Source organism: Saccharothrix sp., assembly GCF_031180885.1.
Lineage (GTDB): Bacteria > Actinomycetota > Actinomycetes > Mycobacteriales > Pseudonocardiaceae > Actinosynnema.
On the sequence record NZ_JAPSLK010000046.1, the window covers coordinates 36553 to 57821 of the forward strand.

The following is a 21269-nucleotide window of genomic DNA, read 5'->3' on the forward strand; positions in this document are numbered from 1 at the left end:
AACGGGCCGGAAGCAACCCACCGGTCTACCCGGCGGTCACGGTGAAGAGGGTGCAGCCGTAGCTGATTTCGTGGCGGTCGGGGTGGGTGGTGAGCCAGTTGTCGACCACCTCCGGGGGGACTCGATGCGCGGGACCGACTCCAGTTCTGCCGCGTCGCGGCAGCGCCACGACGACATCACCTCGGTGCGGCGGGCGCCGTGGTGGTGCCACCACTCGTCGGTGGTGTCGGCTGTGCCCTGGGCGGTGGCCCAGGTGGAGTGGCTCAAAAGCGCGCCGAACTCGCCGTGGCGCCAGTCGTTGTCGATGACCACCAGGTGGCCGCCCGGCTTGAGCACCAGCAGGACCTCGTGCAGGCCCGGTTCGCAGTCCGGCGGGAAGAAGTAGGCGAAGCGGGCGTGGACGACGTCGACGGAGGCGTCTTCCAGCGGAGGTGTTCGGCGGAGCCTGCTAGGACGGGGGTCTGGACCCGGGCGGTGGCGCGTGCGCGGAGGTCTGGGTCGGGTTCTACGCCGATGACCGTGGTGCCGGGGTCGGCGGCGTAGCGGGGGAGCCAGAAGCCGGTGCCGCAGCCCAGGTCGACGATCGTGCGCCCGGCCCAGTCCACCTCGGCGCGCAGTGCCCGCCACAGCACACCGGTCGGGTCGATCGCCTCGTTCTCCCGCTCGTACACGTCGGGGTGGCCGGCGATGTTCGGTGCGCGGGCGAAGTCCGGGAACACGAGCGGGGATTCTCGTCCGATCATGTCGAAATCCGCGACCGGGTTTCTACTCATCGAGGAGAGAAGGGAGCGGGCCATGACCGATCCGCGGGTGAACGACTACATCGACGCCCTGCCCGAGTGGCAGCAGGACATCTGCCGCCGCGTGCGCGCCCTGGTGCACGAGGCGGACCCCGAGATCGAGGAGACCATCAAGTTCACCAACCGCCCGTACTTCGTCCTCCAGGGCAACGTCTGCGCCCTGCTCGCGACGAAGGACCACGTCAACGTCTTCCTGTACGACGGGGCGATCGTCCCCGACCCGCACGGCATCATCACCGCCGGCCACGACAACAAGACCGGCCGGATGATCTCGATCTACCGCGACGACCCGATCAACGCCCCGGCCCTGGTGGAGCTGCTCCGCCACATCATCGCCAACAACCGGGCCGGCGGCTGGCGCAAGATCAAGCAAGGTGCGGGCAAGGCCGAGCGAGGCGCAGGCAAGGTCAAGAAGGCGGCATCCGGGTGATCGAACTCCGATCCCGGCTTCGGTAACGCTGTCACCGCCTATGTTCGTCACACCAGGTGACGGCACGGAGGTCCGGTGGCACTCAGCGCGCACGCGTGGCGGCGGGTTCAGCGGCAGGCGGGCGAACCGGTCCGACGGGCGTGGCCGGAGGCCGGGCCGGCAACCCGCAGGACCGTGGCGGCCATCGTCGCCCAGACCGCGGACGGCTGGCGCGTCCTCGCCCGCCAGGACCTCGCCCGCCGGGACCGGGCGGACCTGTTCCTGGTCGGCGCCAACGGGGTCACCGCCGTGGTCGGCGGCCCGCTGGACGACGGCCGTGCGGCGGTCCGGCACGCCGAGGGAGACCTGCTCGGGTATCCGGGGGGCCGCAGGGTCAGGTGCTGGCGGGCAGCGCGATCCACTACGCGGTGGTCGGTGAGGGCACGCCGGATGCCGGCGGCTGTCCGACGCGGGCATCCCGGTGCAGGGCCGGGGCGAGGCGCTGCGGGTCAACTACCGCAACCGGGAGCGGGTGCTCGACTTCGCGCGCGGCTTCGACGCCGACAACGCGGTCGACGACCTGGACGGCGCGGCCGGCGTCACCCTCCGGGACGCGGAGGTCGCGGCGCCCGGCGGCGAGGCGCGGCGGTGGCACGGCACCTGGCCGGAACTGGGGAAGCGCTCGCGAAGGCGGTGCGCGAACTGCCCGTGCCGCTCGGCCAGGCCGCCCTGATCACGTCCTCCAACGCCTCCGCCCACCGCTGCGCCGCGTTGCTGAAGTCGGCGGGGATCGGGGTGTGCGCGCTGGAGGACTTCGCCGGCGAGGTCGACGACCGGCTGAAGGTCGGCACCGTCCACCGCGCCAAGGGGCCGGACTTCCAGGGCGTGCTGGTGGTGGAGGTGACCCGGGACGGCCCGGTGCCCGCCGAACACGCCGAACTGCTCGCGCGGCAGCGGCTGGTCGCGGCGACGCGGGCGCGGGACCACCTGTGGTGGGCCGAGGTGCGGGAGTAGGTAGATTGCCCGGGTGGGTGAGGGCGTGGTCGAGATCTACACCGACGGGGCGTGCAGCGGGAACCCCGGTCCCGGCGGGTGGGGTGCCGTGCTGCGGTACGGGCAGCACGAGAAGGACCTCTACGGCAGCGACGCCGGGCCGACCACGAACAACCGGATGGAACTCATGGCGCCGATCCGGGCGCTGGAGAGCCTGACCCGGCCGTCGGTCGTGCGGATCTACACCGACAGCACCTACGTCCGCAACGGCGTCACGTCGTGGATGGCCAACTGGAAGCGCAACGGCTGGCAGACCTCAGCCAAGCAGCCGGTCAAGAACGCCGACCTGTGGCGCCGACTGGACGAGGCCGCCGCGCCGCACCAGGTCGAATGGCACTGGGTGAAGGGCCACGCCGGCCACGTCGACAACGAGCGCGCCGACCGGCTGGCCGTGCTCGGCGTCCAGGAGGCGCGTTCCGGGGGCTGAATCAGCCCAGGTGGCGGACCAGGCGGGCCAGTTGTTCGGCGTAGTGCTCGGTGAACTCCGGTGACGTCGGGTCCTGGCCGGTGATGCGCCGGGCCATCTGCGGCATGAACACGGTCGCGCTCGCCGCCGCCGTCACGGCCAGCAGGAACGCCGCCGGGTCGACGTCCGCCGGGATCTCGCCCTCGGCCTGCCGCCGCTTCACGTCCTCGACCTGGGCCTTGAAGTACTCCGCCTCGCCCTGGTCGGCGGGCGCGTCGTCCTCGGTCACGTTCGTCCACACCAGCAGCCGCGCCCAGTCGCGGTGGGTCGCGGTGCTCAGCGCGAACCTGCGCACGACCTCGGCCATCGGACCCTCCCGCAGCACGTCGGCGTGCTGGAGCCACCGGCCGGTGATCTCCTTGAACAGGCCTTCCTTGCCGCCGAAGTAGTACGAGATCAGCTGCTTGTTCACGCCCGCGCGGTCGGCGATGGCGCTGACCCTGGTCGCGGCGAACCCCTTCGCGCCGAACTCGGCCACCGCCGCCTCGACGATGCGCGCCTTCGTGCGCTCGGGGTCGCGCTTGCGTTCCTCGGTGTCGGGGGAGCGGCGTGGCACGTCGGCAACGGTAGCCGAAGAAGAGTTTCAAACGCACGGTTGACTTAATCAACCAATCGGATGATAGTTGCCGGCATGAGCATCCACGTAGCAGTGATCGGTGGCGGTGTCGGCGGCCTGTGCCTGGCGCAGGGGCTGAAGCAGGCTGGCGTCGAGGTCTCGGTGCACGAGCGGGACCGCACGCCGACCGACCGCCTCCAGGGGTACCGCCTGCACATCGACCCGCACGGGTCCCAGGCGCTGCACGACTGCCTGCCGCCGCACCTGTGGCGCAGGTTCGTCGAGACGGCCGGGTTCGCGTCGGGCTTCGGGTTCGTCGACGACCGCCTCACGCCGCTGATGACCCTCGACGTCCCGGAAGCCGCGCCGGAACGGGCGCACCACTCCGTCAGCCGCGTCACCCTCCGGGAGATCCTGCTGGACGGCCTCGACGCGCACTTCGACCGCAAGTTCACCCGGTACGAGCACGTGGACGGCCGGATCACCGCGCACTTCGCCGACGGCTCGTCCGTCCGGTGCGACGTGCTGGTCGGCGCGGACGGGGCGAACTCGGCCGTGCGCGCCCGGTACCTGCCGCACGCGAAGCGGGTGGACACCGGCATCACGGCCATCGCGGGCAAGTTGCCGCTGACCCCGGAGACCCGGGCGTGGCTGCCGCGCCAGATGCTGGACAACCCGCTGTCGGTCATCCCGCGCCGCCCGGCGGGCATGTTCCTGGCCCCGCACGTCCTCTCCGGCGAGGGTTACCTTATGTGGGCGTACGCGGCGGACGGGTTCGACGCGTCGGGCGACCTCAAAACCGAGGTGGCGCAAGCGGTTGCGGACTGGCACCCGGACCTGGTGCGCCTGGTCCGCGAGACGCCGGCGGTGGAGGTCGCGCACTGGCCGATCCGCACCTCCACGCCGGTCGAACCGTGGCGGCCGACGACCGTGACGCTGCTCGGCGACGCCATCCACAGCATGACGCCCATGCGCGGCATCGGGGCCAACACGGCGCTGCGCGACGCACGACTGCTGTGCCGCAACCTGGTGGAGCGCGAGCCGTTGGACGCGATCGCCGACTACGAGAGCCGGATGCGCGAGTACGGGTTCGCGGCGGTGAAGGCGTCGTTGCGCAGCGCCCGCCAGTTCGTGTCGGGCAACCGCGCGGGCAAGGTGGTCTTCAAGTCGGTGCTGCGCCTGTTAGAAGCGGTGCCCCCGCTCAAGCGCGCCGCGTTCCGCGAGCCGGCCGTGGACTGAGAAATCCGGTTGAACCACTGGGCACTGCCGTCCGTGTAGGTGGCAGTCGGTCGCCGCGAACGCCGCGATCACCCAAGGAGGTTCACCATGATCCGCACTCGTGCGGCTTTGTTCGGGGCACTCGTCGGGGTCGCGTTGCTCGGCGCGTGCGGCCAGGCCGCGCAGCCCGGGACCGCCGTGCCCGCCGCGCCGGAAGTCGTTGCGCCGCAAGCGGGAGCCAACGCCCTCGCGCAGGAGTCGGAACTGGCCACGGCGGTCGTGCCGGGCCTGGGCACCGTGTTGACCGACGGCGACGGCCTGACGCTCTACCGGTTCGACAAGGACACCGCGAGTCCGTCAGTGTCCAATTGCGACGGTGAGTGCGCGCAGAAGTGGCCGCCCGCCGTGGCACAGGGCGAAGAGGTCAAGGTCGCGGGTGTCGACGACAAGCTCGTCGACACCATCGAACGCGCGGACGGCACCCGCCAGATCACCGTGAACGGATGGCCGATGTACCACTTCGCGCAGGACTCCGCGCCCGGTGACGCCAAGGGCCAGGGCGTCGGCGGCACGTGGTTCGTCGCCGCGCCGGACGGCAAGAAGGCGCAGCAGGCGGCGACCGGCCTGGCGCTGACCACGGCGTCCGTGGGCAAGCTCGGCACCGTGCTGACCGACAAGGACGGCATGACCCTGTACCGCTTCGACAAGGACACCGCCAAGCCGCCGACGTCGAACTGCGACGGCGACTGCGCGGTCAAGTGGCCGCCGCTGCTGGTGGAGTCGGAGAACTTCGAGGTGCAGGGCGTGGACAAGGCGCTCGTCGGCACGGTCACCCGCAAGGACGGCACCAAGCAGGTCACCGTGGCGGGCTGGCCGCTGTACCTGTTCGCCGAGGACAAGGTGTGCGGCGAGGCCAAGGGCCACGGCGTCGGCGGCGTGTGGTTCGCGGCCGAACCCGACGGTTCCAAGGCCTGACCGAGAGCGCGCCTGTGCCCCCGCCGGGGCACAGGCGCTTTTCCCGGCTACACCACCAGGCTCAACAGGGCCGCCACCGCGAACCCGACCACGGACAGGATCGTCTCCAGCACGGTCCACGTCTGGAGGGTTTCCTTGACCGACAACCCGAAGTACCGCGACACGATCCAGAACCCGCCGTCGTTGACGTGCGAGGCGATGATCGACCCGGCCGCGATCGCCATGACCACCAGCGCCAACTGCGGCTGGGAATACCCGAGGTCACCCACCACCGGCGCCACGATCCCGGTCGTCGTCACGATCGCCACCGTCGCCGACCCCTGCGCGATCCGCATCCCGCAACTGATCACATAGGACAGTGCGATCACCGGCAGACCCAGGTCCGACAGCTCGGTCGCCAGCACCTTGCCCACGCCGGTCGCCGACAGCACCGCGCCGAAGAACCCGCCCGCGCCGACCACCAGCAGGATCATCGCCACCGGCCGCAGCGACGCCGCGGACAGCTCGGTCACCTGCTGCCGCGTCATCCCGCGCCGGAAACCGAGCAGCCAGAACGCCAGCAGCACCGCGATGGTCAACGCCACGGCGGGCGTGCCGAAGAACGTGAACACCCCGTACAGCGTGGAACCCTTGGCCAGCAGGATGGACCCGAACGTGCCGGCCAGGATCAGCACCAGCGGCACCAGGATGATCCCGAGCACCAGCGACAACGGCGGCTCGCCCCGACCCTCCTCGGCCCGCACCTTCTCCGCGGCCGCCAGCATCTCCTCCGGCACGGGAACGTTGACGCGCTTGCCCACCCACGCCGAGAAGATCACGCCACCGATGAGCCACGCCGGGATCGCCACGGCCAGCGCCATGATGATGATCCAGCCCAGCGACACCTTCAGCAGACCGGCCGCGGCGACGGGTCCGGGGTGCGGCGGCATGAACGCGTGCATCACGGACAGACCGGCCAGCAACGGCATCGCGTACAACACGATCGACCGACCCGACCGCTTGGCCGCCACGTACACCAGCGGCGCCAGCACGAAGATGCCGATGTCGAAGAACACGGGCACACCGAAGATCAACCCGGCCAGGCCCATGGCCAGCGGAGCGCGCTTCTCCCCGAACGACCGCAGCAACGACCGCGTCAGCACCTCCGCGCCGCCGGACGCCTCCAGGATCGCGCCGAGCAGCGTGCCCAGGCCGATGATCGCGGCGACGTGCCCGAGGATGCCGCCGAACCCGGTCTCCAGCAGCGACCCGGACGCCTTCTGCGCCGACCCGACGAGCTGTTCCACCGGCAGCCCGGCGGCCAGCGCCACCAGCAGGCCGACCACCAGCAACGCGATGAAGGGCTCCACCTTCACCTTGATGATCAGCACCAGCAGCAGGGCGATGCTGAGCGCGGACAGCGTGAGCAGCCCGCCGGTGGAATGCTGCAACCAGTCGATCATGCGCGGCTCCGGGTGTTTCGCAGGGAATGGCCGGGCAGGGCGTCGGTGCGCCTGCCACCGTCGATCACGGGGACCCCGTTGACGACGACGTGCGGGATGCCCGCGGCGGCCCGCCGGGGCTGGTCGAAGGTCGCGGTGTCGGCGACCTCGTTCGGGTCGAACAGCACCAGGTCCGCCGCGAAACCTTCGCGGACGAGCCCCCGGTCGGTCAGGCGCAAACGCTTGGCAGCCCGTCCGGTCAGGTGCGCGACGCACTCCTCCAGGCTCAGCACGCCCAGCTCGCGCACGTACCGCGCCAGGTAGCGGGGGAACGTGCCCCACGCGCGCGGGTGCGGCCGGGCGCCGACCAGCAGGCCGTCGCTGCCGCCCGTGTGCGCGGGGTGGCGCATGATCGCCTGGACGTTCTCCTCGTGGCCGACGTGCATCAGGCACGACGTGCCCAGTCGCTCGGACAGCAGGGTGTCGAAGTACAGCTCGGCCGGCGGCCGGCCCGCCTCGCGCGCCGACTGCGCGACGGACTTGCCGACCAGGTGGGCGTTCTCGGCCTTGCGGACGCCGTTGATCTCGATGCTCTCCCAGTCGACCGGCACGCCGTGGCAGCCGTCCGAGCCGATCTCCTCGATCTCGGCGCGGATGCGTTCGCGGGTGTCCGGGTCGGCCAGGCGTTCCAGGGTCTTCTCCGGACCGCCTTCGCCGCTCCAACTGGGCAGCAGCGCGGACAGGTAGGTCGCGCCCGGCAGGTACGGGTAGGTGTCGAGGGTGATGTCCGCGCCCGCCGCGATGGCGTCGTCCAGCAAGGCCAGCAGCTCGCCCGCGCGGCCCCGGTTGACCTCGAAGTTCATCGTGGCGTGGGCGAGGTGCAGGGGACAACCGGACTCGCGCGAGACGTCCACCATCTCCGCGTACGCCTCCAGCGCGCCCGCGCCGTAGCTGCGGTGGTGGGGGCTGTAGTAGCCGCCCAGCTCGCCGACGACCCGGCACAGCGCCTTCAGCTCGGCGTCGTCGGCGTACATGCCGGGGGTGTAGGTGAGGCCGGACGACATGCCGACCGCGCCTTCCTCCAGCGAGCGGGCCAGGACTTCGCGCATCCGGTCCATTTCGGACTCGGTGGCGGGCCGGTCGTCGTAGCCGACGCACAGCATCCGCAGCGTGCCCTGGGGGACGAGGTAGGCGGCGTTGACGGCGATGCCCCGGTCGAGCCGGTCGAGGTACTCGCCGACCGACCGCCAGTTCCAGTCGAACCCGGCCGGGTCGTCGTTCCACCCGGCGAGCTGGGCGCGCAGGGCGGCGAGGACGTCGTCGTCGACCGGGGCGTAGGACAGCCCGTCCTGCCCGATGACCTCCGTGGTCACGCCCTGGGACACCTTGGCCAGGTGGTCCGGGTTGGCGAGCACCTGGAGGTCGGAGTGGGAGTGCATGTCGATGAACCCGGGCGCGAGCACCAGCCCGTCCGCGTCCACCACCTTCTTCCCGGACACCTGCCCGATCTCGGCGATCCGGCCATCTTCGACGCCCACGTCCGCCCGGTAGCCGGGCGCGCCGGTGCCGTCCACCACGAGCGCGCCCTTGAAGACGATGTCCACGCCGCCGTCCCCTCTCTAGAAGTACGTGCGCACGAGGTCGACGACGGTGGTGCCGTCGACCACCGGGAGCAGTTGCCACTTGTCGAACACCGTGCAGGGGTGGGAGAGGCCGAAGCCCACCCAGTCGCCGACCTCGACCGCTTCGCCCGCGGGCAGGGCCAGGAACGTGTGCTGGTCGTTGAGCGCGGTGACCTCGCCCTTGAGCGGGCGGACGCCGTCGCGGGTGCGGAGCAGTTGCGGCTCGGGCAGGCCCTCGTCGAAGGACGCGTCCCGCTTGCCCATGGTCAGCAGGGCGAGGCCGGGTTCCGGGCGTGAAGTCACTTGCGCCCACGCCTTGAGCGCCGGCTTGAACGGCTGTTCGCCGGGCGTGCGGGCGAGCGGGGAGATGCCGCGGTAGAAGCCGTCGTCGTGGGTGATGTACGCGCCGCTGCGCAGCACCGGCCGGACCGGGAACGGCCACGGTCGGGTGAGGGCGGTGGCCACCTGGTCGAAGTACGCGCTGCCGCCGGCGGTGACGATCGGGTCGGGCACCTCGAACAGGTCGTGGACGCCGATGGCGAGCACGCGCAGGTTGTCCAGGTAGGCGTCGATGGTCGCCCGGGAGTCGTCGGTGGCGTCGTGCGCGAGCGCGCCTTCGTAGCCGCCTACGCCGACCAGCCGCAGGGCGGGGCTCTGCCGGGCGGCCTTCGCGACCTCGATGGCGGTCGGCAGGTCGCGTGCTCCGGTCCGGCCACCCGCGGCACCGAGTTCGACCAGCACGTCGACCGGTCGGGTGAGGGTGCCCAGGGCTTCGGTCATCCGCTCGACGCCCGCCACGGAGTCCACCCAACAGGTGAACTCGAAGTCCGGGTGCCGGGCCAGTTCATCGGCCACCCAGCGCAGGCCGGCCGGATCCACGAGCTGGTTGGCCAGCAGGATCGTGCCGACCCCGAACGCCCGGTAGACGCGCATTTGGCTGGTGTTGGCGGCGGTGATGCCCCACGAGCCGTGGTCGAGCTGGCGGGCGAACAGCTGCGGTGCCATGGTCGTCTTGCCGTGCGGGGCCAGCAGCACGCCGTGCTTGTCGCACCACGCGGCCATGGTCGCCAGGTTGTGCTCCAGCGCGGCGGCGTCCAGCACGACCAGCGGTCCGACGAAGCCGTCGGCGAACAGGTCCAGCCGGCGTCGCGCGACCTCGCCCACGGTCGCGCCGAACGCGCTCGCGGGCAGGCCCTTGAACCGCCAGTCGATCCGCTCGTCGCGGAGTGCGGCGACGGCGTCCCGGTCGATGTCCACGTGTCTCGCTCCTCACGTTGCATATTTCGCAACGGCTATTGCGCGATGTGATGCCGAGATGTGTAACATTCGCCTGCCGCCTCGTCAATGAACCGGCGGGGTCGCGACACCCGAAGCGGCCCCGCCCGCCTCGGCGAAGCCGAGGCAATCCCACACGGAGGACATGCGGATGCGGTTCGACCTATCGGGCGGCGTGGTGTGCCTGGGCGAGACGATGGTCGTGTTGGTGCCCGCCGAACCCGGTCCGGTGCGTTCGGTGCGCACGTGGACGCGGGCGATCGGTGGTGCCGAGTCGAACGTGGCCATCCACCTGGCGCGCCTGGGTTTGCGGAGCCGCTGGGTGTCTGCGGTCGGAGATGACGCCTTCGGTGGGGCCGTGCTCGACTACGTCGGTGGCGCGGGGGTCGATGTGTCGGACGTGCGGGTGGATGCGACCAGGCCGACCGGGTTGTACGTGAAGGAATCCGACCCGTCGGGCAGTCATGCGCGGTACTACCGGTCCGGCTCGGCGGCTTCGGCGATGGGGCCGGAAGTGCTTGACGGGCTTGAGTTGGACGGCGTTCGGCTGGTGCACGTCAGCGGGATCACGGCCGCGCTGTCGGACAGTTGCCTCGAACTGCTGAGGGCTGTGCTGCGAGGCCCGCGAGAGCACCTGGTGTCGTTCGACCTGAACTGGCGGCCGGCGTTGTGGGCCGACCGGGACCCCACCGTCCTGCTGGAGTTGGCCGACTCCGCCGATGTCGTGCTGGCCGGCGCGGACGAGGCCGAGGCGGTGTGGGGGACCGGTGACCCGGAGAAGCTGCGCACCCTGCTGCCCGGCCCGTCGACCCTGGTCGTGAAGCAGGGCGCGGAAGGCGCGACCCTGGCCGAGGACGGCGCGTTCACCTACCAGGAAGCGCTGAGGGTGGACGTCGTGGAGCCGGTCGGGGCCGGTGACGGCTTCGCCGCCGGGTACCTCGCCGCGCACCTCGCGGGCCTGCCGCCGACACGCCGGCTGCGCGCCGGGCACCTCCAGGCCGCCGCCGCCCTGCTCACCAGCGAAGATGTGGGCGAACCGCTGCCGCCCGAGGTGACCGGGCCGCTGCTGTCCGCCGACCCGCCGACGTGGGCCGCCGCGCACCTGAGGAGAGTGCCATGAGCCAGAGCCTGGACCGGGCGTTGACGCTGATGGGGGAGTTGGCCAAGGGCGCCAAGACGCTCGACGAGCTGTCCGCCGTCATCGACGTGCACAAGTCCACCACGCTCCGGCTGCTGCGCACCCTGGAGTCGCACCGGTTCGTGCGCCGCGACGGCGTCCACCACTACCGGCTGGGCACCGCCCTGTTCGACCTGGCCAACCGGGCGCTGGAGGAGCGCGACGTCCGGCGCGCCGCCGAACCCGCGTTGCGCGACCTGAACTCCAGACTCGGCTACACCGTGCACCTGGCGTCCTACGAGGGCGGCGAGGTCATCTACATCGACAAGTACGACAGCACCCACCCGATGCGCATGTACTCCCGCATCGGCCGCCGCGCCCCGCTGCACTGCACGGCAGTGGCGAAGGTCCTGCTGTCCGACCTGCCCGAACCGCGCCGCCGCGAGGTCGCGCAGGAGATCGACTACGTCCCGCTGACCGCCAACACCATCACCACGCCCGAGGCGTACCTGGCGGAACTGGCCCGCGTCCGCGAGCGCGGCTACGCCGTCGACAACGCCGAGCACGAGGACTTCATCCACTGCATCGCGGCACCCATCCGGGGCGCGCGCGGCGAAGTCCTGGCAGCGGTGTCGATGTCCGTGCCCAAGGTCCTCCTCGACTTCGACGGCCTCCTCGGCCACCTCCCCGACCTGCTCGCGACCGCGCGGGCGGCGTCCCTCGAATGCGGCTACACACCGCGCGACTGACAGGAGTTCCAGAACATGGCCAAGACCGAGATCCGCACGCCGAACGCGCCCACCCCGGTGGCGTCGTTCTCGCAGGGCGTCCGCAAGGGCAACGTCCTGCAAGTCGCGGGCCAGGTCGCGTTCGACCCCGCCACCGGCGAGATCGTCGGCGAGACCGTTGCCGAGCAGACCCGCCAGGCGCTGCGCAACGTCGCGGCCGTCCTGGAAGCGGGTGGCGCGTCGATGGACGACGTGGTGATGATGCGCGTCTACCTCACTGACACCTCCCGGTTCGGCGAGATGAACGAGGTCTACAACGAGGTCGTCACGCAGCAGCCCTTCCCCGCCCGCACCACGGTCTACGTCGGCCTCCCCGCCGGCCTGCTGGTCGAGATCGACGCCCTCGCGGTCCTCGACTGACGGTCGTATCGAGACGGGCGCGTACTTCTGCCGGTACTTCTGCGTGGTGCGCGCCCGGCCCCGGCGGTTGGCTGGGGTCACCCCCAGGAAAGGACCGCGTCGATGGCCAGGAACGCGTCACCGATCGGTTGACCGCAGCTCGGCGGCCCGGGTTCGGCACTCCCCTCCCGCCGCCGGGTCGCCGAGGTCGTCGTGGACGTCGGCCAGCACCTCCAACGCGTGCACGAGCCGGCGGTGCCGCTGCCGCGTCGCCACCGCGACCGCCTCCAGCAACTCCGTCCGCGCCTCTTCCAGCTCACCGAGCCGGTACAGGGCCAGCCCGCGCAACGCGCGCGCGTCGCTCGTCGTGTTGGGCGCCGTGGCGGCGACCGAGTGCTCGACGGCCTCGGTCGCCGTCTCCAGCACCTCCGGCCAGCGGCCCAGCTCGGCCAGGCTGTTGGCGGTGCGCACGAGCAGGCTGCCCAGCATCTCCGTGATCATCACCGGCGACAGGTCCAGCACCCCGGCGCGCACGCCCGCCAACAGGCTCCGGTGCACCTCCACCGCTTCCTCGTACCGCTTCAGCCCGTGCAGCACCAATCCCAAGCAGGACAACGAGATCTGCTCGCCCAACGGATACTCGGCCACCTGGAACAGCTCCCGTGCCCGCCCCGCGCTCTCCCGGGCCGACTCCAGCGCACCCGAGTGCATCTCCGACGCGGCCCGGTAGTGCATCGCCCACGCCTGCTCCCGCACGTCACCGGCCGCGACCGCCGCGTTCCAGGCCTCCTCGTGCAGCGCCAACGCGTCCGCGGGCCGGCGCAGCAGCACGCACAGCGTCCAGGTCAGGAAGTTCAGCTGCACGGCCTCGTCCCGCACGCTGCCCAGCGCCCGCGCCGCCGCGACCCCCGCGGTGAACACCTCGACCCACGTCTCACCGCGTCCGCGCTGGTCGGAGTACCAGTGCATGGCGGTGGCCAGGTCCAGCACAGCGCGGTGCAGGCCGCGCGCCGACGCCCAGCGCAGCGCGCCCAGCCAGCCGGAGGTCTCGGCGGCGAGCCACGCGTCCGCGTCGTCCTTGTCCGCGAACAACTCCGTCGGCGTGTCGCGGGCGTCCGGACCGTAGAACCCGGCCGCCGCCACCGCCGTGCCCAGCAGGTGCCGGGCCACCCGCGTGCGGGTCTCCTCGTGGTCCGGCTCCTCCTCGGCCAGCCGTTCCCCGGCGAACACCCGGACCAGGTCGTGGAAGACGTACCGGCCGGGCGTCTCGGCGGTGTCGAGCAGGCTGACGTCCACCAGCTCTTCCAGCGTGTCCTCGGCCTCGTACCGGTCCATGCCCGCCGCGACCGCCGCGAGTTCCGGTGTGAACGAAGCGCCGGGGAGCGTCGACAGCCGCCGGAACAGCAAAGCCGCCTTGCCGCCCAACTGCCGGTAGGACATCTCGAAAGCCGTCCGGACCTGGAGGTCGCCCGCGGTCAACGCGCTCAGCCGGCGGCGTTCGTCGGCGAGCTGCCCCGCCAGGTGCGCGACCGTCCACTTCGGACGGCTGGCCAGCCGGTTGCCCGCGATCCGCAGCGCCAGCGGCAAGTGCCCGCACAGCTTGGCCACCCGCGCGGACTCCTCGGGCTCGGCGGCGACCCGCGGCCCCGCGATCGCGGCCAGCAGGTCCACCGACTCGGCCGGCCCCAGCACGTCCAGCGCCAGCCGCGCCACCGCCTCCAACCCGCCCAGCACCTGCCGGGACGTGATCAGCACCAGCGACCGCCGGCCGGTGGCCAGCAGGGGCCGCACCTGGGCCTCGTCGGCGGCGTTGTCCAGCACCAGCAGCGTGGACCGGTCGCGCAGCAGCTCCCGGTACAGGTCCGAGCGCTCCGCCTCGCCCGCCGGCACCCGCGACTCCTCGACGCCCAACGCGAGCAGCATCCGGTGCACGACCTCCGCCGGGTGCAGCGGACGCGCGTCCATGCCGCGGAGGTTGAAGAAGAAACACCCGTCCGGGTAACGGTCGGCCAGCCGGTACCCCGCGCGCACGGCCAGACTCGTCTTGCCCGCGCCCGGCGGCCCGTGCACGACCGCCACGGACGTCTCGGCGCGGTCGGCGATCGTGGCCAGCACCTCCAGTGCCCGCTCGCGCCCGGTCAGGTCCGCGATGTCCGGCGGCAGCGCGCACTGCGCCACCACGGGCTGCCTGCGCACCCGACCATCCTTGGCCGCGTCGGCCAGCTGCCGGAGTTCCGCGTCGGACAGGGCGAGCACGCCCGCCAACGCCTCCACCGTGCGCCGCTGCGGCCCTTTGGCCCGACCGCGTTCCATGTCGCTGATCGCGCGGACGCTGACCCCCGAACCCTCGGCCAACTCCTCCTGGGTCAGCCTCGCGCGCTGCCGGTACTCGCGCAGCAGTCCGCCGAACGTCGTCCCCACTCCGGCCAGATTAGTGCGGGAGGGAGACGCAAGGTCTTTTCGGTGGTATTGGTCTCGCATGAAGTGGTACGCGGACGCACCGGTGCGCCGGACGCGCCAAGCGGTGGCAGACCTGATCGCCCTGGCGTGGGTGTGGTTCTGGGTCGAGGTGGCGCTGGGCGCACGGGACGCCGTGCTCACCCTGCGCGCGCCCGGCGACGGCTTGACCAGGGCGGGCAACGGGCTGCGGGACACGTTCAGCGACGCCGCGGCGAAAGCCCGGGACGTGCCGCTGGTCGGCGGGAAGCTCGGCGAGGCGCTGGACAAGGGCCGCGACGCCGGCGGCACCCTGGTGGACGCGGGCCACACCCAGGTCGAAGCGGTCGAGACGACGGCGATGTGGCTCGCGGTGGCCCTCATCGCCATCCCGGTGGCGTTCCTGCTGGTGACCTGGCTGCCGCTGCGCCTGCGCTACGCGAAAAAGGCCGGTGTCGCGCAACGCCTGCGCGACACCGGCCGGATCGACCTGCTGGCTCTCCAGGGCCTGACGACCCTGTCACCACGAGAGCTGGCGAAGTTCCCCACCGACCCCGCCACGGCCTGGCGCCAGGACGACCGCGAAGTCGTCGAGGCCCTGGCCACCCGCTACCTCAGGGCGCGGGGCGTGCGGGGCCGGTGAGGCGGCTCACTGCCGGCGGTGCCAGTAGTACTGGCTGCCGCCGTACAGGACGACGTTGCCGTCGTTCTGCACCACGAGCCGGTCGGACGGCGTGCCGTAGGTGAAGGTGTGCCAACGGGGCGCGCCCGCCGTGCTGTACAGGACGAAGTTGCCGTCGGACTGGAGCTCCGCGCGGGTCACGTCGCTGTTGTAGGTGAACGTGTGCCACTCCGCCTGGTTGGAGGCGTTGTACAGCACCAGGTTGCCGTCGTTCTGCAACGTCAGGCGGTACTTGCCGTCGGGCGACGTCTTCGTCTCGCCGCGGATCAGCATCTGACCCTTGGCGACCCGGTCCTTGGCCGGCGTGGAGAGCAGCCGGTGCCAGTAGTAGCCCGACGGGCCGTACGCGACGACGTTGCCGTCGTTCTGCACGACGATCCGGTCGACCGGGGTGTTGTAGGTGGAGGTGTGCCAGCGGGCCTCGCCGCCGCGGGCGTACAGGACGAAGTTGCCGTCGTGCTGGAGTTCCGCCCGCACCGCGCCCCGACCCGACGTCTGGCTGTGCCACACGATCGCGTTGGCGGCGTTGCGGAGCACCATGCTGCCGTCGGCCTCCACGCCAAGCTTGTACTGGCCGTTGGGGGAGACCTTCTGCTGCCCGACGGTCAGCGACTCACCGCGGACGATCCGGTCGGCGACAGGGGTCCACTCCGGGGTGGGCGAGGTGTACAGCAGGCGGTCCGGCGAGCCCTTCGGGTCGGTGACCTTGCCGGTGGTCGCGTTGTTCACGATCGCGTCGTGCACCTGCTGCGGCGTGGCGGTGGGGTTCTGGAACAGGTAGAGCGCCGCCGCGCCGGCGACGTGCGGCGCGGCCATGGACGTGCCGTCCAGGACCTCGGTCGCGTTGTCACCCGAGGCGTAGGTGGACGTGATGCCCACACCCGGCGCGAACACGTCGACGCACGAGCCCCAGTTCGAGAAGTAGGCCCGAGCGTCGTTGCTGTTCGTCGCGCCGACGGTGATGCCCTGCGAGACCCGAGCCGGCGACCAGTCGCAGGCGTTGCCGAACTCGGTGTCGCCGAAGTTGCTCGCCGCCGTGACGTACGTGACACCCGCCGCGACCGACCGGCGCACCGCGTCGTCGAGGATGGTGGCCTCGCCGTCCGGGTCGTACCCGCTGAGGCTCATGTTCGCCACAGCCGGCTTGACGTGGTTCGCGGTGACGTGGTCGATACCCGCGATGACACCCGCGAGGGTGCCCTCGCCGACGCAGTTCAGCACCTTCACGGCGTGCAGGCGCACGCCCTTGGCCACGCCGTGCGACGCGCCGCCGATGGTGCCGGCGACGTGCGTGCCGTGACCGTCGCAGTCCTCGTTCGCGTCACCCACGGAGTTGAAGTCGAAGGTCGCCCGCACCCCGAAGTCGGCGTGCGTGGTCCGGATGCCCGAGTCGATCACGTACACGTGCACGCCACCACCGAGGTTGGGGTAGGCGTACGTGTTGTTCGACGGCAGGATGTCCCGCTGGTCGATCCGGTCGAGACCCCACGACGGCGGGTTGGTCTGCGTGCCCGCCTTCTTGATCTTCTGGTCCTGCACGACCTTGGCCACGGCCGGGTTGCCCGCGAGCCGCTTGGCGTCGGCCTCGCTCATCCGCGCGGCGAAACCGTCCAGCGCGGCCGAGTACCTGTGCGTGACGCGGACCGCGGCCTTGCGCAGGACCACGTCCGTGTCCTTGCGGTCCTTCAGCACCACGATGTAGCTGCCCTCGACGGCGTCCTTGCTGCCCGCGCCCTCGATGGCCACCTCCTGCGCGATCGCCGGTGTCGCGCTGAGGCCCAGAGCGGCCATCGCCGCCGTGGCTCCGACACCGGCGATGCGTCTCCAGGACGTGCCGAAATCTCCCATGTCTGGGTGCCCCCTCAATGTGGGTACTGAGCGGAAACGAGGGGGCTGACTTCACTCGTTCGAGTGACCCCCATCGCGCGCACAGCCAACCACAAGGAGTGCCAGTTTTAGGAGGACTTTCACAACTTATCCGCAGGTGGCCGGCGGTGTTCGCGCGGTCACTCCACGGGGTGGTCGTTTCCGGCTCAGTAGACGGGGCCGGTGTACTTCTCGCCCGGGCCCTGGCCAGGCTCGTCCGGCACCGCGGAGGCCTCGCGGAACGCGCGCTGCACAGACTGGAGGCCCTCCCGCAGCGGCCCGGCGTGCGGGCCGAGGTACTCCGCGGACGCGGTGACCAGGCCGGCCAGGGCGGTGATCAGGCGGCGGGCCTCGTCGAGGTCGCGGCGCGGGCTCGAGTCCGGGTCCTCGTCGGCCAGGCCGAGGCGCTCGGCGGCGGCGGACAGCAGCATGATGGCCGCCTTGCTGATCACCTCGATGCTGGGAACATCGGACAGCTCGCGGACGTTGTGGGGAGGCAGGTCGGTCACGTCGGCCATTCTCGCAACCGCGTCCCGCCGGTCGCCGGTTCGGGGGTTGACAAGCCGGTCTGCTACTATTCTCCGCGCGACCAGTCCCCACCCACGTGGGGACGGCAAGTGGAGCCCCGCTCCCACCCGCGTTCCACCGCTTCAGGTGGCCGGGTCCGGTCACCTCGACGGGTGGACTGCGCCCTTCGTTGTGCGATCGGTCGGAAGCGGGCCTCACACCGGGCAGGTGTGGGGCCTCTTGTCTTTGGCGCACAACGAGTCACAAAGGACGTGAATGACAAGTCCCTCGAACCGAGGTGCTCCCGCCAGCACCGAGCCGCGTATCAACGAGCGCATCCGCGTGCCGGAGGTTCGTCTGGTCGGGCCGAACGGCGAGCAGGTCGGGATCGTTCGCATCGAGGACGCGCTCCGACTCGCGCAGGAAGCGGATCTCGACCTCGTCGAGGTCGCCGCGCAGGCTCGGCCGCCGGTCTGCAAGCTCATGGACTACGGGAAGTTCAAGTACGAGAGCGCCCAGAAGGCCCGTGAGTCGCGCCGCAACCAGCAGCTGACGGTCATCAAGGAGCAGAAGCTCCGGCCGAAGATCGACCCGCACGACTACCAGACGAAGAAGGGCCACGTGGCCCGCTTCCTGTCGCACGGGAACAAGGTCAAGGTGACCATCATGTTCCGCGGCCGAGAGCAGTCCCGGCCCGAACTCGGTTACCGGCTGCTGCAGAAGCTGGCGGAGGACGTCGCCGAGCTGGGCTTCGTCGAGTCGAACCCCAAGCAGGACGGCCGCAACATGATCATGGTGTTGGCGCCGCACAAGACCACGAAGACCCGTCCGGTGAAGCAGGAGCAGGACGCCCCGACGGAGTCTGTCGAAGAGTGACCCCGGCCCGGCGGCCGGGCGCAGACCGTGACCCGGCCCCCGGCCGGGCGCAAGCGTGGCCGTCCCGCGTCTGCGGGGCGGCCGGCAGGAGACGAGGACAGGAATGCCGAAGAACAAGAGCCACAGCGGGACCTCCAAGCGCGTGAAGGTCACCGGCAGCGGCAAGATCATCCGTGAGAAGGCGGGCAAGCGCCACCTGCTGGAGAAGAAGTCCAGCAAGCTGACCCGTCGCCTCAGCGGCACCACCGATGTCGCCAAGAACGACGTGCCGCGGATCAAGAAGCTGCTCGGCATCTGATCCTCCCGCTCCCCCTTGAACACCGGGGCCACGAGCCCCACGAGATCGACAGGATGGACCCGTGGCACGCGTCAAAAGGGCCGTGAACGCCCAGAAGAAGCGCCGTACCACCCTTGAGCTCGCCAGCGGCTACCGCGGCCAGCGTTCGAGGCTGTACCGCAAGGCCAAGGAGCAGGTGCTCCACTCGCTCAACTACGCGTACCGCGACCGCCGCGCGCGCAAGGGCGACTTCCGGAAGCTGTGGATCCAGCGCATCAACGCCGGTGTCCGCGCCAACGGCATGACCTACAACCGCTTTATCCAGGGCCTGCGCCTCGCCGAGATCGAGGTCGACCGCAAGATCCTGGCCGAGCTGGCCGTCAGCGACCCCGGCGCCTTCACCGCGCTGGTCGAGCTGGCGAAGGCCGCGCTGCCCGCCGACGTGAACGCGCCCGTCGAGGACAAGGCCTGAGCGACGCACCGCGACCCGGGGCTGCTCCGTTCACCGAACGGACACCCCGGGTCGTTGCTGCTCGGCACCTGACGCGCCGCTCCGGCCGGGAACGGGTGGGGCGTTTCCTGGCGGAGGGCGCGCAGGCGGTGCGCGAGGCACTGTCCTGGGCCGCCGCCGGACGCGGTCGGGTGCACGAGCTGTTCGTCACCTCGGTGGCCGCCGACCGCAACCCCGAGTTGGTGCGCGCGGCCGTGGATGCCGGGGTGCCGGTGAGCGCCGTCACCGAGAAGGCGGCGGCGGGGTTGTCGGAAACCGTGTCGCCACAGGGCTTGGTCGCGGTGTGCGACCTCCTCGACGTCCCCCTGTCCCTGACCGGCGCACGTCTGGTCGCGGTCTTGCATGGAGTCGCCGACCCCGGCAACGCCGGCACCGTGGCCCGCGTGGCCGACGCCGCCGGCGCCGACGCGGTGATCTTCGCCGGCGACACCGTCGACCCGCACAACGGCAAGTGCGTGCGCGCCTCCACCGGCAGCGTCTTCCACCTGCCGATCTCGCGTTCCCGCAACGCGGACGAGGTCTTCGCGGCGTGCCGCGCCGCCGGACTCCGCTTGGTCGCCGCGGATGGCTACGCCGAGGAGGACCTGGTCACCGCCGACCTGCGCGGCGACTTGGCGCAACCCACGGCGTGGGTGTTCGGCAGCGAGGCCCACGGCCTGCCGGATGACGTGGTAGCCACCCTGGACACCTCCCTGAAGGTCCCCATCTACGGCGGCGCCGAAAGCCTGAACCTGGCCACCGCCGCCGCGGTCTGCCTCTACGCCTCCGCCCGCGCCCAACGCAGCGGACCCTCTCACCCCCCCAGCGCTGGTCAGCACTAATACGGAGAACACCCGCGCGACCCCCGCTACCGTCCCGAGCACACCCCTTACCGGGCGCACGGGGAGGCCGAGGATGAGCGGGTCCGACTCCGAGGGTTACCGCCGGGCCTTCGAGCTGTTCCGGCAGGGCCGCTACGCCGACGCCGAGACCGTCCTGGCCCCACTGGCCCGCGCGCACGCCGACGACCCGGACGTCGTCCAGGCGTTGGCGAACTGCCACGCCCAACTCGGCCGGTACGAGGAGGCGATCGCCGGTCTCCGCCGGGTGATCGCCCTGGACCCGACCCGCCTGGCCGACGCCCGCAAGCTCGGCGTCATCCTGGAACAGGTCGGCGACTACACCGAGGCCGCACGCGTCTACCGATCGATCCTGGAGGTCGAGGACTACGGCGACGTAGCCGCCCGCCTGCACGGCATCGAGTCGGCAGCCGCTCCCACCACACCGGCCGGACCCACCCCGAACGGCGACCTCGCCACACCTGCCCTGGCACCGAATCGCGATGTCGTCGCCCGCGACCCCGGTCCGGTCGCGGCAACCCCACCACCCGAGACCGTGGCACTCCGAACCGCCGACGGCGTCCTGGTCCCGGGCGCCGCGCCGATCCAACGGGTCGTCGGCCGGTTCAACACCACCGACCGCGGCAAACCCCACCTGGCCACCCACCAGGTCATCCGGTACCGGGTGCTGACCGCGAGCGGCGCGGTGGCCCGCGCGGTGCTGGTCTCGCTCGTGCCGCTAGCGGTCGACGCGCTCCGCGGAGAACTGGACGAGAAGATCCGCGCCGACACAGCCGTCGCGTTCGACTTCCTGGCGGTGGCGCTGCCCTACGTGATCCTCGCGATGTGGTTGTGGGCGGCGATCAAGGTTGTACGCAGCGTCCTGTACGCGATGCGCTACCAGGTGGTCGTGTTCGAACGCGGCATCGACGTCGCTGAGGGGCTACTCCGCCGCAGCCGCCGGTTCGTTTGGTACTACCAGCTGACCGAAGAACCTGCGTACGAGCGCACCGCCCTCATGGCGCTGATGAACGTCGCCTCGCTGAGCTTCATCTACAACGACGCCTCGTCCACCACCAAGCACGTCGTCCTCGAAGCCATCGGCACCGAGGAGACGGTCGAGGCCCTGCGCCGCTACATCGAGGAACGCCGACTCGTGGAACGCATCAGCATTCGCGGCATAGTGAGCTGACCCCACCCGCCGACCAACCACCCGGCCACCCACACACCGACCCGCTGGCCACACGCTCGCTCGCG

At 71.2% G+C, this 21269-nt stretch carries 23 protein-coding genes and 1 pseudogene; 15 read left to right on the top strand and 9 right to left on the bottom strand.

Going from position 1 to position 21269, the window contains the following annotated elements:
* Window positions 1–25: 25 nt before the first annotated feature.
* Window positions 26–169, bottom strand: a complete 144-nt coding sequence (locus RIN75_RS33590) for a hypothetical protein (protein WP_309116100.1) — start codon at window positions 167–169, stop codon at window positions 26–28.
* A gap of 197 nt (window positions 170–366) precedes the next feature.
* Window positions 367–797: pseudogene (locus RIN75_RS33595) on the bottom strand (class I SAM-dependent methyltransferase); the annotation flags it as partial.
* Here RIN75_RS33595 and RIN75_RS33600 point away from each other — a divergent pair.
* From RIN75_RS33600 to rnhA, 4 genes are all read left to right on the top strand, one after another.
* Window positions 796–1230 carry a DUF1801 domain-containing protein gene (locus tag RIN75_RS33600; RefSeq protein ID WP_309116102.1) on the top strand — a complete coding sequence of 145 codons (435 nt, stop codon included), beginning with the start codon at window positions 796–798 and terminating at the stop codon, window positions 1228–1230. The pseudogene RIN75_RS33595 and the gene RIN75_RS33600 sit on opposite strands and share 2 nt — an antisense overlap.
* A gap of 460 nt (window positions 1231–1690) precedes the next feature.
* Window positions 1691–1942, top strand: a complete 252-nt coding sequence (locus tag RIN75_RS33605) for a hypothetical protein (protein ID WP_309116103.1) — start codon at window positions 1691–1693, stop codon at window positions 1940–1942.
* Complete coding sequence (locus RIN75_RS33610) at window positions 1903–2223, top strand: hypothetical protein (protein ID WP_309116104.1); 321 nt, start codon at window positions 1903–1905, stop codon at window positions 2221–2223. The genes RIN75_RS33605 and RIN75_RS33610 overlap by 40 nt, the downstream gene beginning before the upstream one ends.
* 13 nt (window positions 2224–2236) lie before the next feature.
* Window positions 2237–2689: a ribonuclease HI gene (rnhA, locus tag RIN75_RS33615; protein ID WP_309116105.1), complete on the top strand. Its 453-nt coding sequence runs from the start codon at window positions 2237–2239 to the stop codon at window positions 2687–2689.
* 1 nt (window position 2690) lies between these two features.
* Here rnhA and RIN75_RS33620 read toward each other — a convergent pair whose 3' ends face one another.
* Window positions 2691–3284 carry a TetR family transcriptional regulator gene (locus RIN75_RS33620; protein ID WP_309116106.1) on the bottom strand — a complete coding sequence of 198 codons (594 nt, stop codon included), beginning with the start codon at window positions 3282–3284 and terminating at the stop codon, window positions 2691–2693.
* Window positions 3285–3359: 75 nt separating this feature from the next.
* On the opposite strand from RIN75_RS33620, the gene RIN75_RS33625 reads away from it, so the two are divergent.
* On the top strand, window positions 3360–4523 hold the full coding sequence (locus tag RIN75_RS33625) for an NAD(P)/FAD-dependent oxidoreductase (protein WP_309116107.1): 1164 nt from the start codon (window positions 3360–3362) through the stop codon (window positions 4521–4523).
* Between the two features lie 87 nt (window positions 4524–4610).
* Entirely contained in the window at window positions 4611–5477 is an 867-nt protein-coding gene (locus RIN75_RS33630; RefSeq protein WP_309116108.1) for a hypothetical protein, read from the top strand.
* A 47-nt stretch (window positions 5478–5524) separates the two neighbouring features.
* Here the strand turns inward: RIN75_RS33630 and RIN75_RS33635 are convergent, their stop codons facing one another.
* The 3 genes from RIN75_RS33635 to RIN75_RS33645 are packed head-to-tail and all read right to left on the bottom strand — an operon-like array spanning window position 5525 to window position 9777.
* Window positions 5525–6919: a gluconate:H+ symporter gene (locus RIN75_RS33635; RefSeq protein ID WP_309116109.1), complete on the bottom strand. Its 1395-nt coding sequence runs from the start codon at window positions 6917–6919 to the stop codon at window positions 5525–5527.
* Window positions 6916–8502, bottom strand: a complete 1587-nt coding sequence (locus RIN75_RS33640; protein ID WP_309116110.1) for a D-aminoacylase — start codon at window positions 8500–8502, stop codon at window positions 6916–6918. Before RIN75_RS33640 ends, RIN75_RS33635 begins: the two co-directional genes overlap by 4 nt.
* Before the next feature lie 15 nt (window positions 8503–8517).
* Window positions 8518–9777 carry an amino acid deaminase gene (locus tag RIN75_RS33645; RefSeq protein ID WP_309116111.1) on the bottom strand — a complete coding sequence of 420 codons (1260 nt, stop codon included), beginning with the start codon at window positions 9775–9777 and terminating at the stop codon, window positions 8518–8520.
* A 169-nt stretch (window positions 9778–9946) separates the two neighbouring features.
* On the opposite strand from RIN75_RS33645, the gene RIN75_RS33650 reads away from it, so the two are divergent.
* The 3 genes from RIN75_RS33650 to RIN75_RS33660 are packed head-to-tail and all read left to right on the top strand — an operon-like array spanning window position 9947 to window position 12060.
* Window positions 9947–10915: a sugar kinase gene (locus RIN75_RS33650; protein WP_309116112.1), complete on the top strand. Its 969-nt coding sequence runs from the start codon at window positions 9947–9949 to the stop codon at window positions 10913–10915.
* Window positions 10912–11661: an IclR family transcriptional regulator gene (locus tag RIN75_RS33655; RefSeq protein WP_309116113.1), complete on the top strand. Its 750-nt coding sequence runs from the start codon at window positions 10912–10914 to the stop codon at window positions 11659–11661. The genes RIN75_RS33650 and RIN75_RS33655 overlap by 4 nt, the downstream gene beginning before the upstream one ends.
* Window positions 11662–11676: 15 nt before the next feature.
* Window positions 11677–12060 (top strand): Rid family detoxifying hydrolase, encoded by a 384-nt coding sequence (locus RIN75_RS33660; protein ID WP_309116114.1) that lies wholly within the window; start codon window positions 11677–11679, stop codon window positions 12058–12060.
* 117 nt (window positions 12061–12177) lie between these two features.
* Here the strand turns inward: RIN75_RS33660 and RIN75_RS33665 are convergent, their stop codons facing one another.
* Window positions 12178–14460 carry a helix-turn-helix domain-containing protein gene (locus tag RIN75_RS33665; protein ID WP_309116115.1) on the bottom strand — a complete coding sequence of 761 codons (2283 nt, stop codon included), beginning with the start codon at window positions 14458–14460 and terminating at the stop codon, window positions 12178–12180.
* 58 nt (window positions 14461–14518) lie between these two features.
* Between RIN75_RS33665 and RIN75_RS33670 the strand changes: the two genes are divergently transcribed.
* Complete coding sequence (locus RIN75_RS33670) at window positions 14519–15118, top strand: hypothetical protein (RefSeq protein ID WP_309116116.1); 600 nt, start codon at window positions 14519–14521, stop codon at window positions 15116–15118.
* 6 nt (window positions 15119–15124) lie between these two features.
* On the opposite strand, the gene RIN75_RS33675 is transcribed toward RIN75_RS33670, so the two are convergent.
* Both RIN75_RS33675 and RIN75_RS33680 read right to left on the bottom strand, forming a co-directional pair.
* On the bottom strand, window positions 15125–17005 hold the full coding sequence (locus tag RIN75_RS33675) for a S8 family serine peptidase (RefSeq protein WP_309116117.1): 1881 nt from the start codon (window positions 17003–17005) through the stop codon (window positions 15125–15127).
* Window positions 17006–17190: 185 nt separating this feature from the next.
* A complete protein-coding gene (locus RIN75_RS33680) occupies window positions 17191–17541 on the bottom strand; it encodes a DUF1844 domain-containing protein (protein ID WP_309116118.1) in 351 nt (116 codons plus the stop codon).
* 265 nt (window positions 17542–17806) lie between these two features.
* Between RIN75_RS33680 and infC the strand changes: the two genes are divergently transcribed.
* The 5 genes from infC (at window position 17807) to RIN75_RS33705 (ending at window position 21204) form a co-directional block, all read left to right on the top strand.
* Window positions 17807–18406 carry a translation initiation factor IF-3 gene (gene infC, locus RIN75_RS33685; RefSeq protein WP_309116119.1) on the top strand — a complete coding sequence of 200 codons (600 nt, stop codon included), beginning with the start codon at window positions 17807–17809 and terminating at the stop codon, window positions 18404–18406.
* A gap of 103 nt (window positions 18407–18509) precedes the next feature.
* The gene (rpmI, locus tag RIN75_RS33690; RefSeq protein ID WP_309116120.1) at window positions 18510–18704 is read left to right on the top strand and encodes a 50S ribosomal protein L35; all 195 of its coding nucleotides are present in this window, start codon (window positions 18510–18512) and stop codon (window positions 18702–18704) included.
* Between the two features lie 61 nt (window positions 18705–18765).
* Window positions 18766–19155: a 50S ribosomal protein L20 gene (gene rplT, locus RIN75_RS33695; protein WP_121227296.1), complete on the top strand. Its 390-nt coding sequence runs from the start codon at window positions 18766–18768 to the stop codon at window positions 19153–19155.
* Complete coding sequence (locus tag RIN75_RS33700; protein WP_309116128.1) at window positions 19152–20015, top strand: RNA methyltransferase; 864 nt, start codon at window positions 19152–19154, stop codon at window positions 20013–20015. The genes rplT and RIN75_RS33700 overlap by 4 nt, the downstream gene beginning before the upstream one ends.
* Window positions 20016–20088: 73 nt before the next feature.
* Window positions 20089–21204 (top strand): tetratricopeptide repeat protein, encoded by a 1116-nt coding sequence (locus RIN75_RS33705; RefSeq protein ID WP_309116121.1) that lies wholly within the window; start codon window positions 20089–20091, stop codon window positions 21202–21204.
* Window positions 21205–21269: the final 65 nt, after the last annotated feature.

Excerpts from the sequence above, each read along its gene's own strand:
- RIN75_RS33625 (WP_309116107.1), top strand. The coding sequence starts at position 3,360 with ATGAGCATCCACGTAGCAGTGATCGGTGGCGGTGTCGGCGGCCTGTGC.
- RIN75_RS33635 (WP_309116109.1), bottom strand. The coding sequence starts at position 6,919 with ATGATCGACTGGTTGCAGCATTCCACCGGCGGGCTGCTCACGCTGTCC.
- RIN75_RS33600 (WP_309116102.1), top strand. The coding sequence starts at position 796 with ATGACCGATCCGCGGGTGAACGACTACATCGACGCCCTGCCCGAGTGG.
- RIN75_RS33675 (WP_309116117.1), bottom strand. The coding sequence starts at position 17,005 with ATGGGAGATTTCGGCACGTCCTGGAGACGCATCGCCGGTGTCGGAGCC.
- RIN75_RS33705 (WP_309116121.1), top strand. The coding sequence starts at position 20,089 with ATGAGCGGGTCCGACTCCGAGGGTTACCGCCGGGCCTTCGAGCTGTTC.
- RIN75_RS33655 (WP_309116113.1), top strand. The coding sequence starts at position 10,912 with ATGAGCCAGAGCCTGGACCGGGCGTTGACGCTGATGGGGGAGTTGGCC.
- RIN75_RS33630 (WP_309116108.1), top strand. The coding sequence starts at position 4,611 with ATGATCCGCACTCGTGCGGCTTTGTTCGGGGCACTCGTCGGGGTCGCG.
- infC (WP_309116119.1), top strand. The coding sequence starts at position 17,807 with ATGACAAGTCCCTCGAACCGAGGTGCTCCCGCCAGCACCGAGCCGCGT.
- RIN75_RS33680 (WP_309116118.1), bottom strand. The coding sequence starts at position 17,541 with ATGGCCGACGTGACCGACCTGCCTCCCCACAACGTCCGCGAGCTGTCC.
- RIN75_RS33660 (WP_309116114.1), top strand. The coding sequence starts at position 11,677 with ATGGCCAAGACCGAGATCCGCACGCCGAACGCGCCCACCCCGGTGGCG.
- rpmI (WP_309116120.1), top strand. The coding sequence starts at position 18,510 with ATGCCGAAGAACAAGAGCCACAGCGGGACCTCCAAGCGCGTGAAGGTC.
- RIN75_RS33670 (WP_309116116.1), top strand. The coding sequence starts at position 14,519 with ATGAAGTGGTACGCGGACGCACCGGTGCGCCGGACGCGCCAAGCGGTG.
- RIN75_RS33650 (WP_309116112.1), top strand. The coding sequence starts at position 9,947 with ATGCGGTTCGACCTATCGGGCGGCGTGGTGTGCCTGGGCGAGACGATG.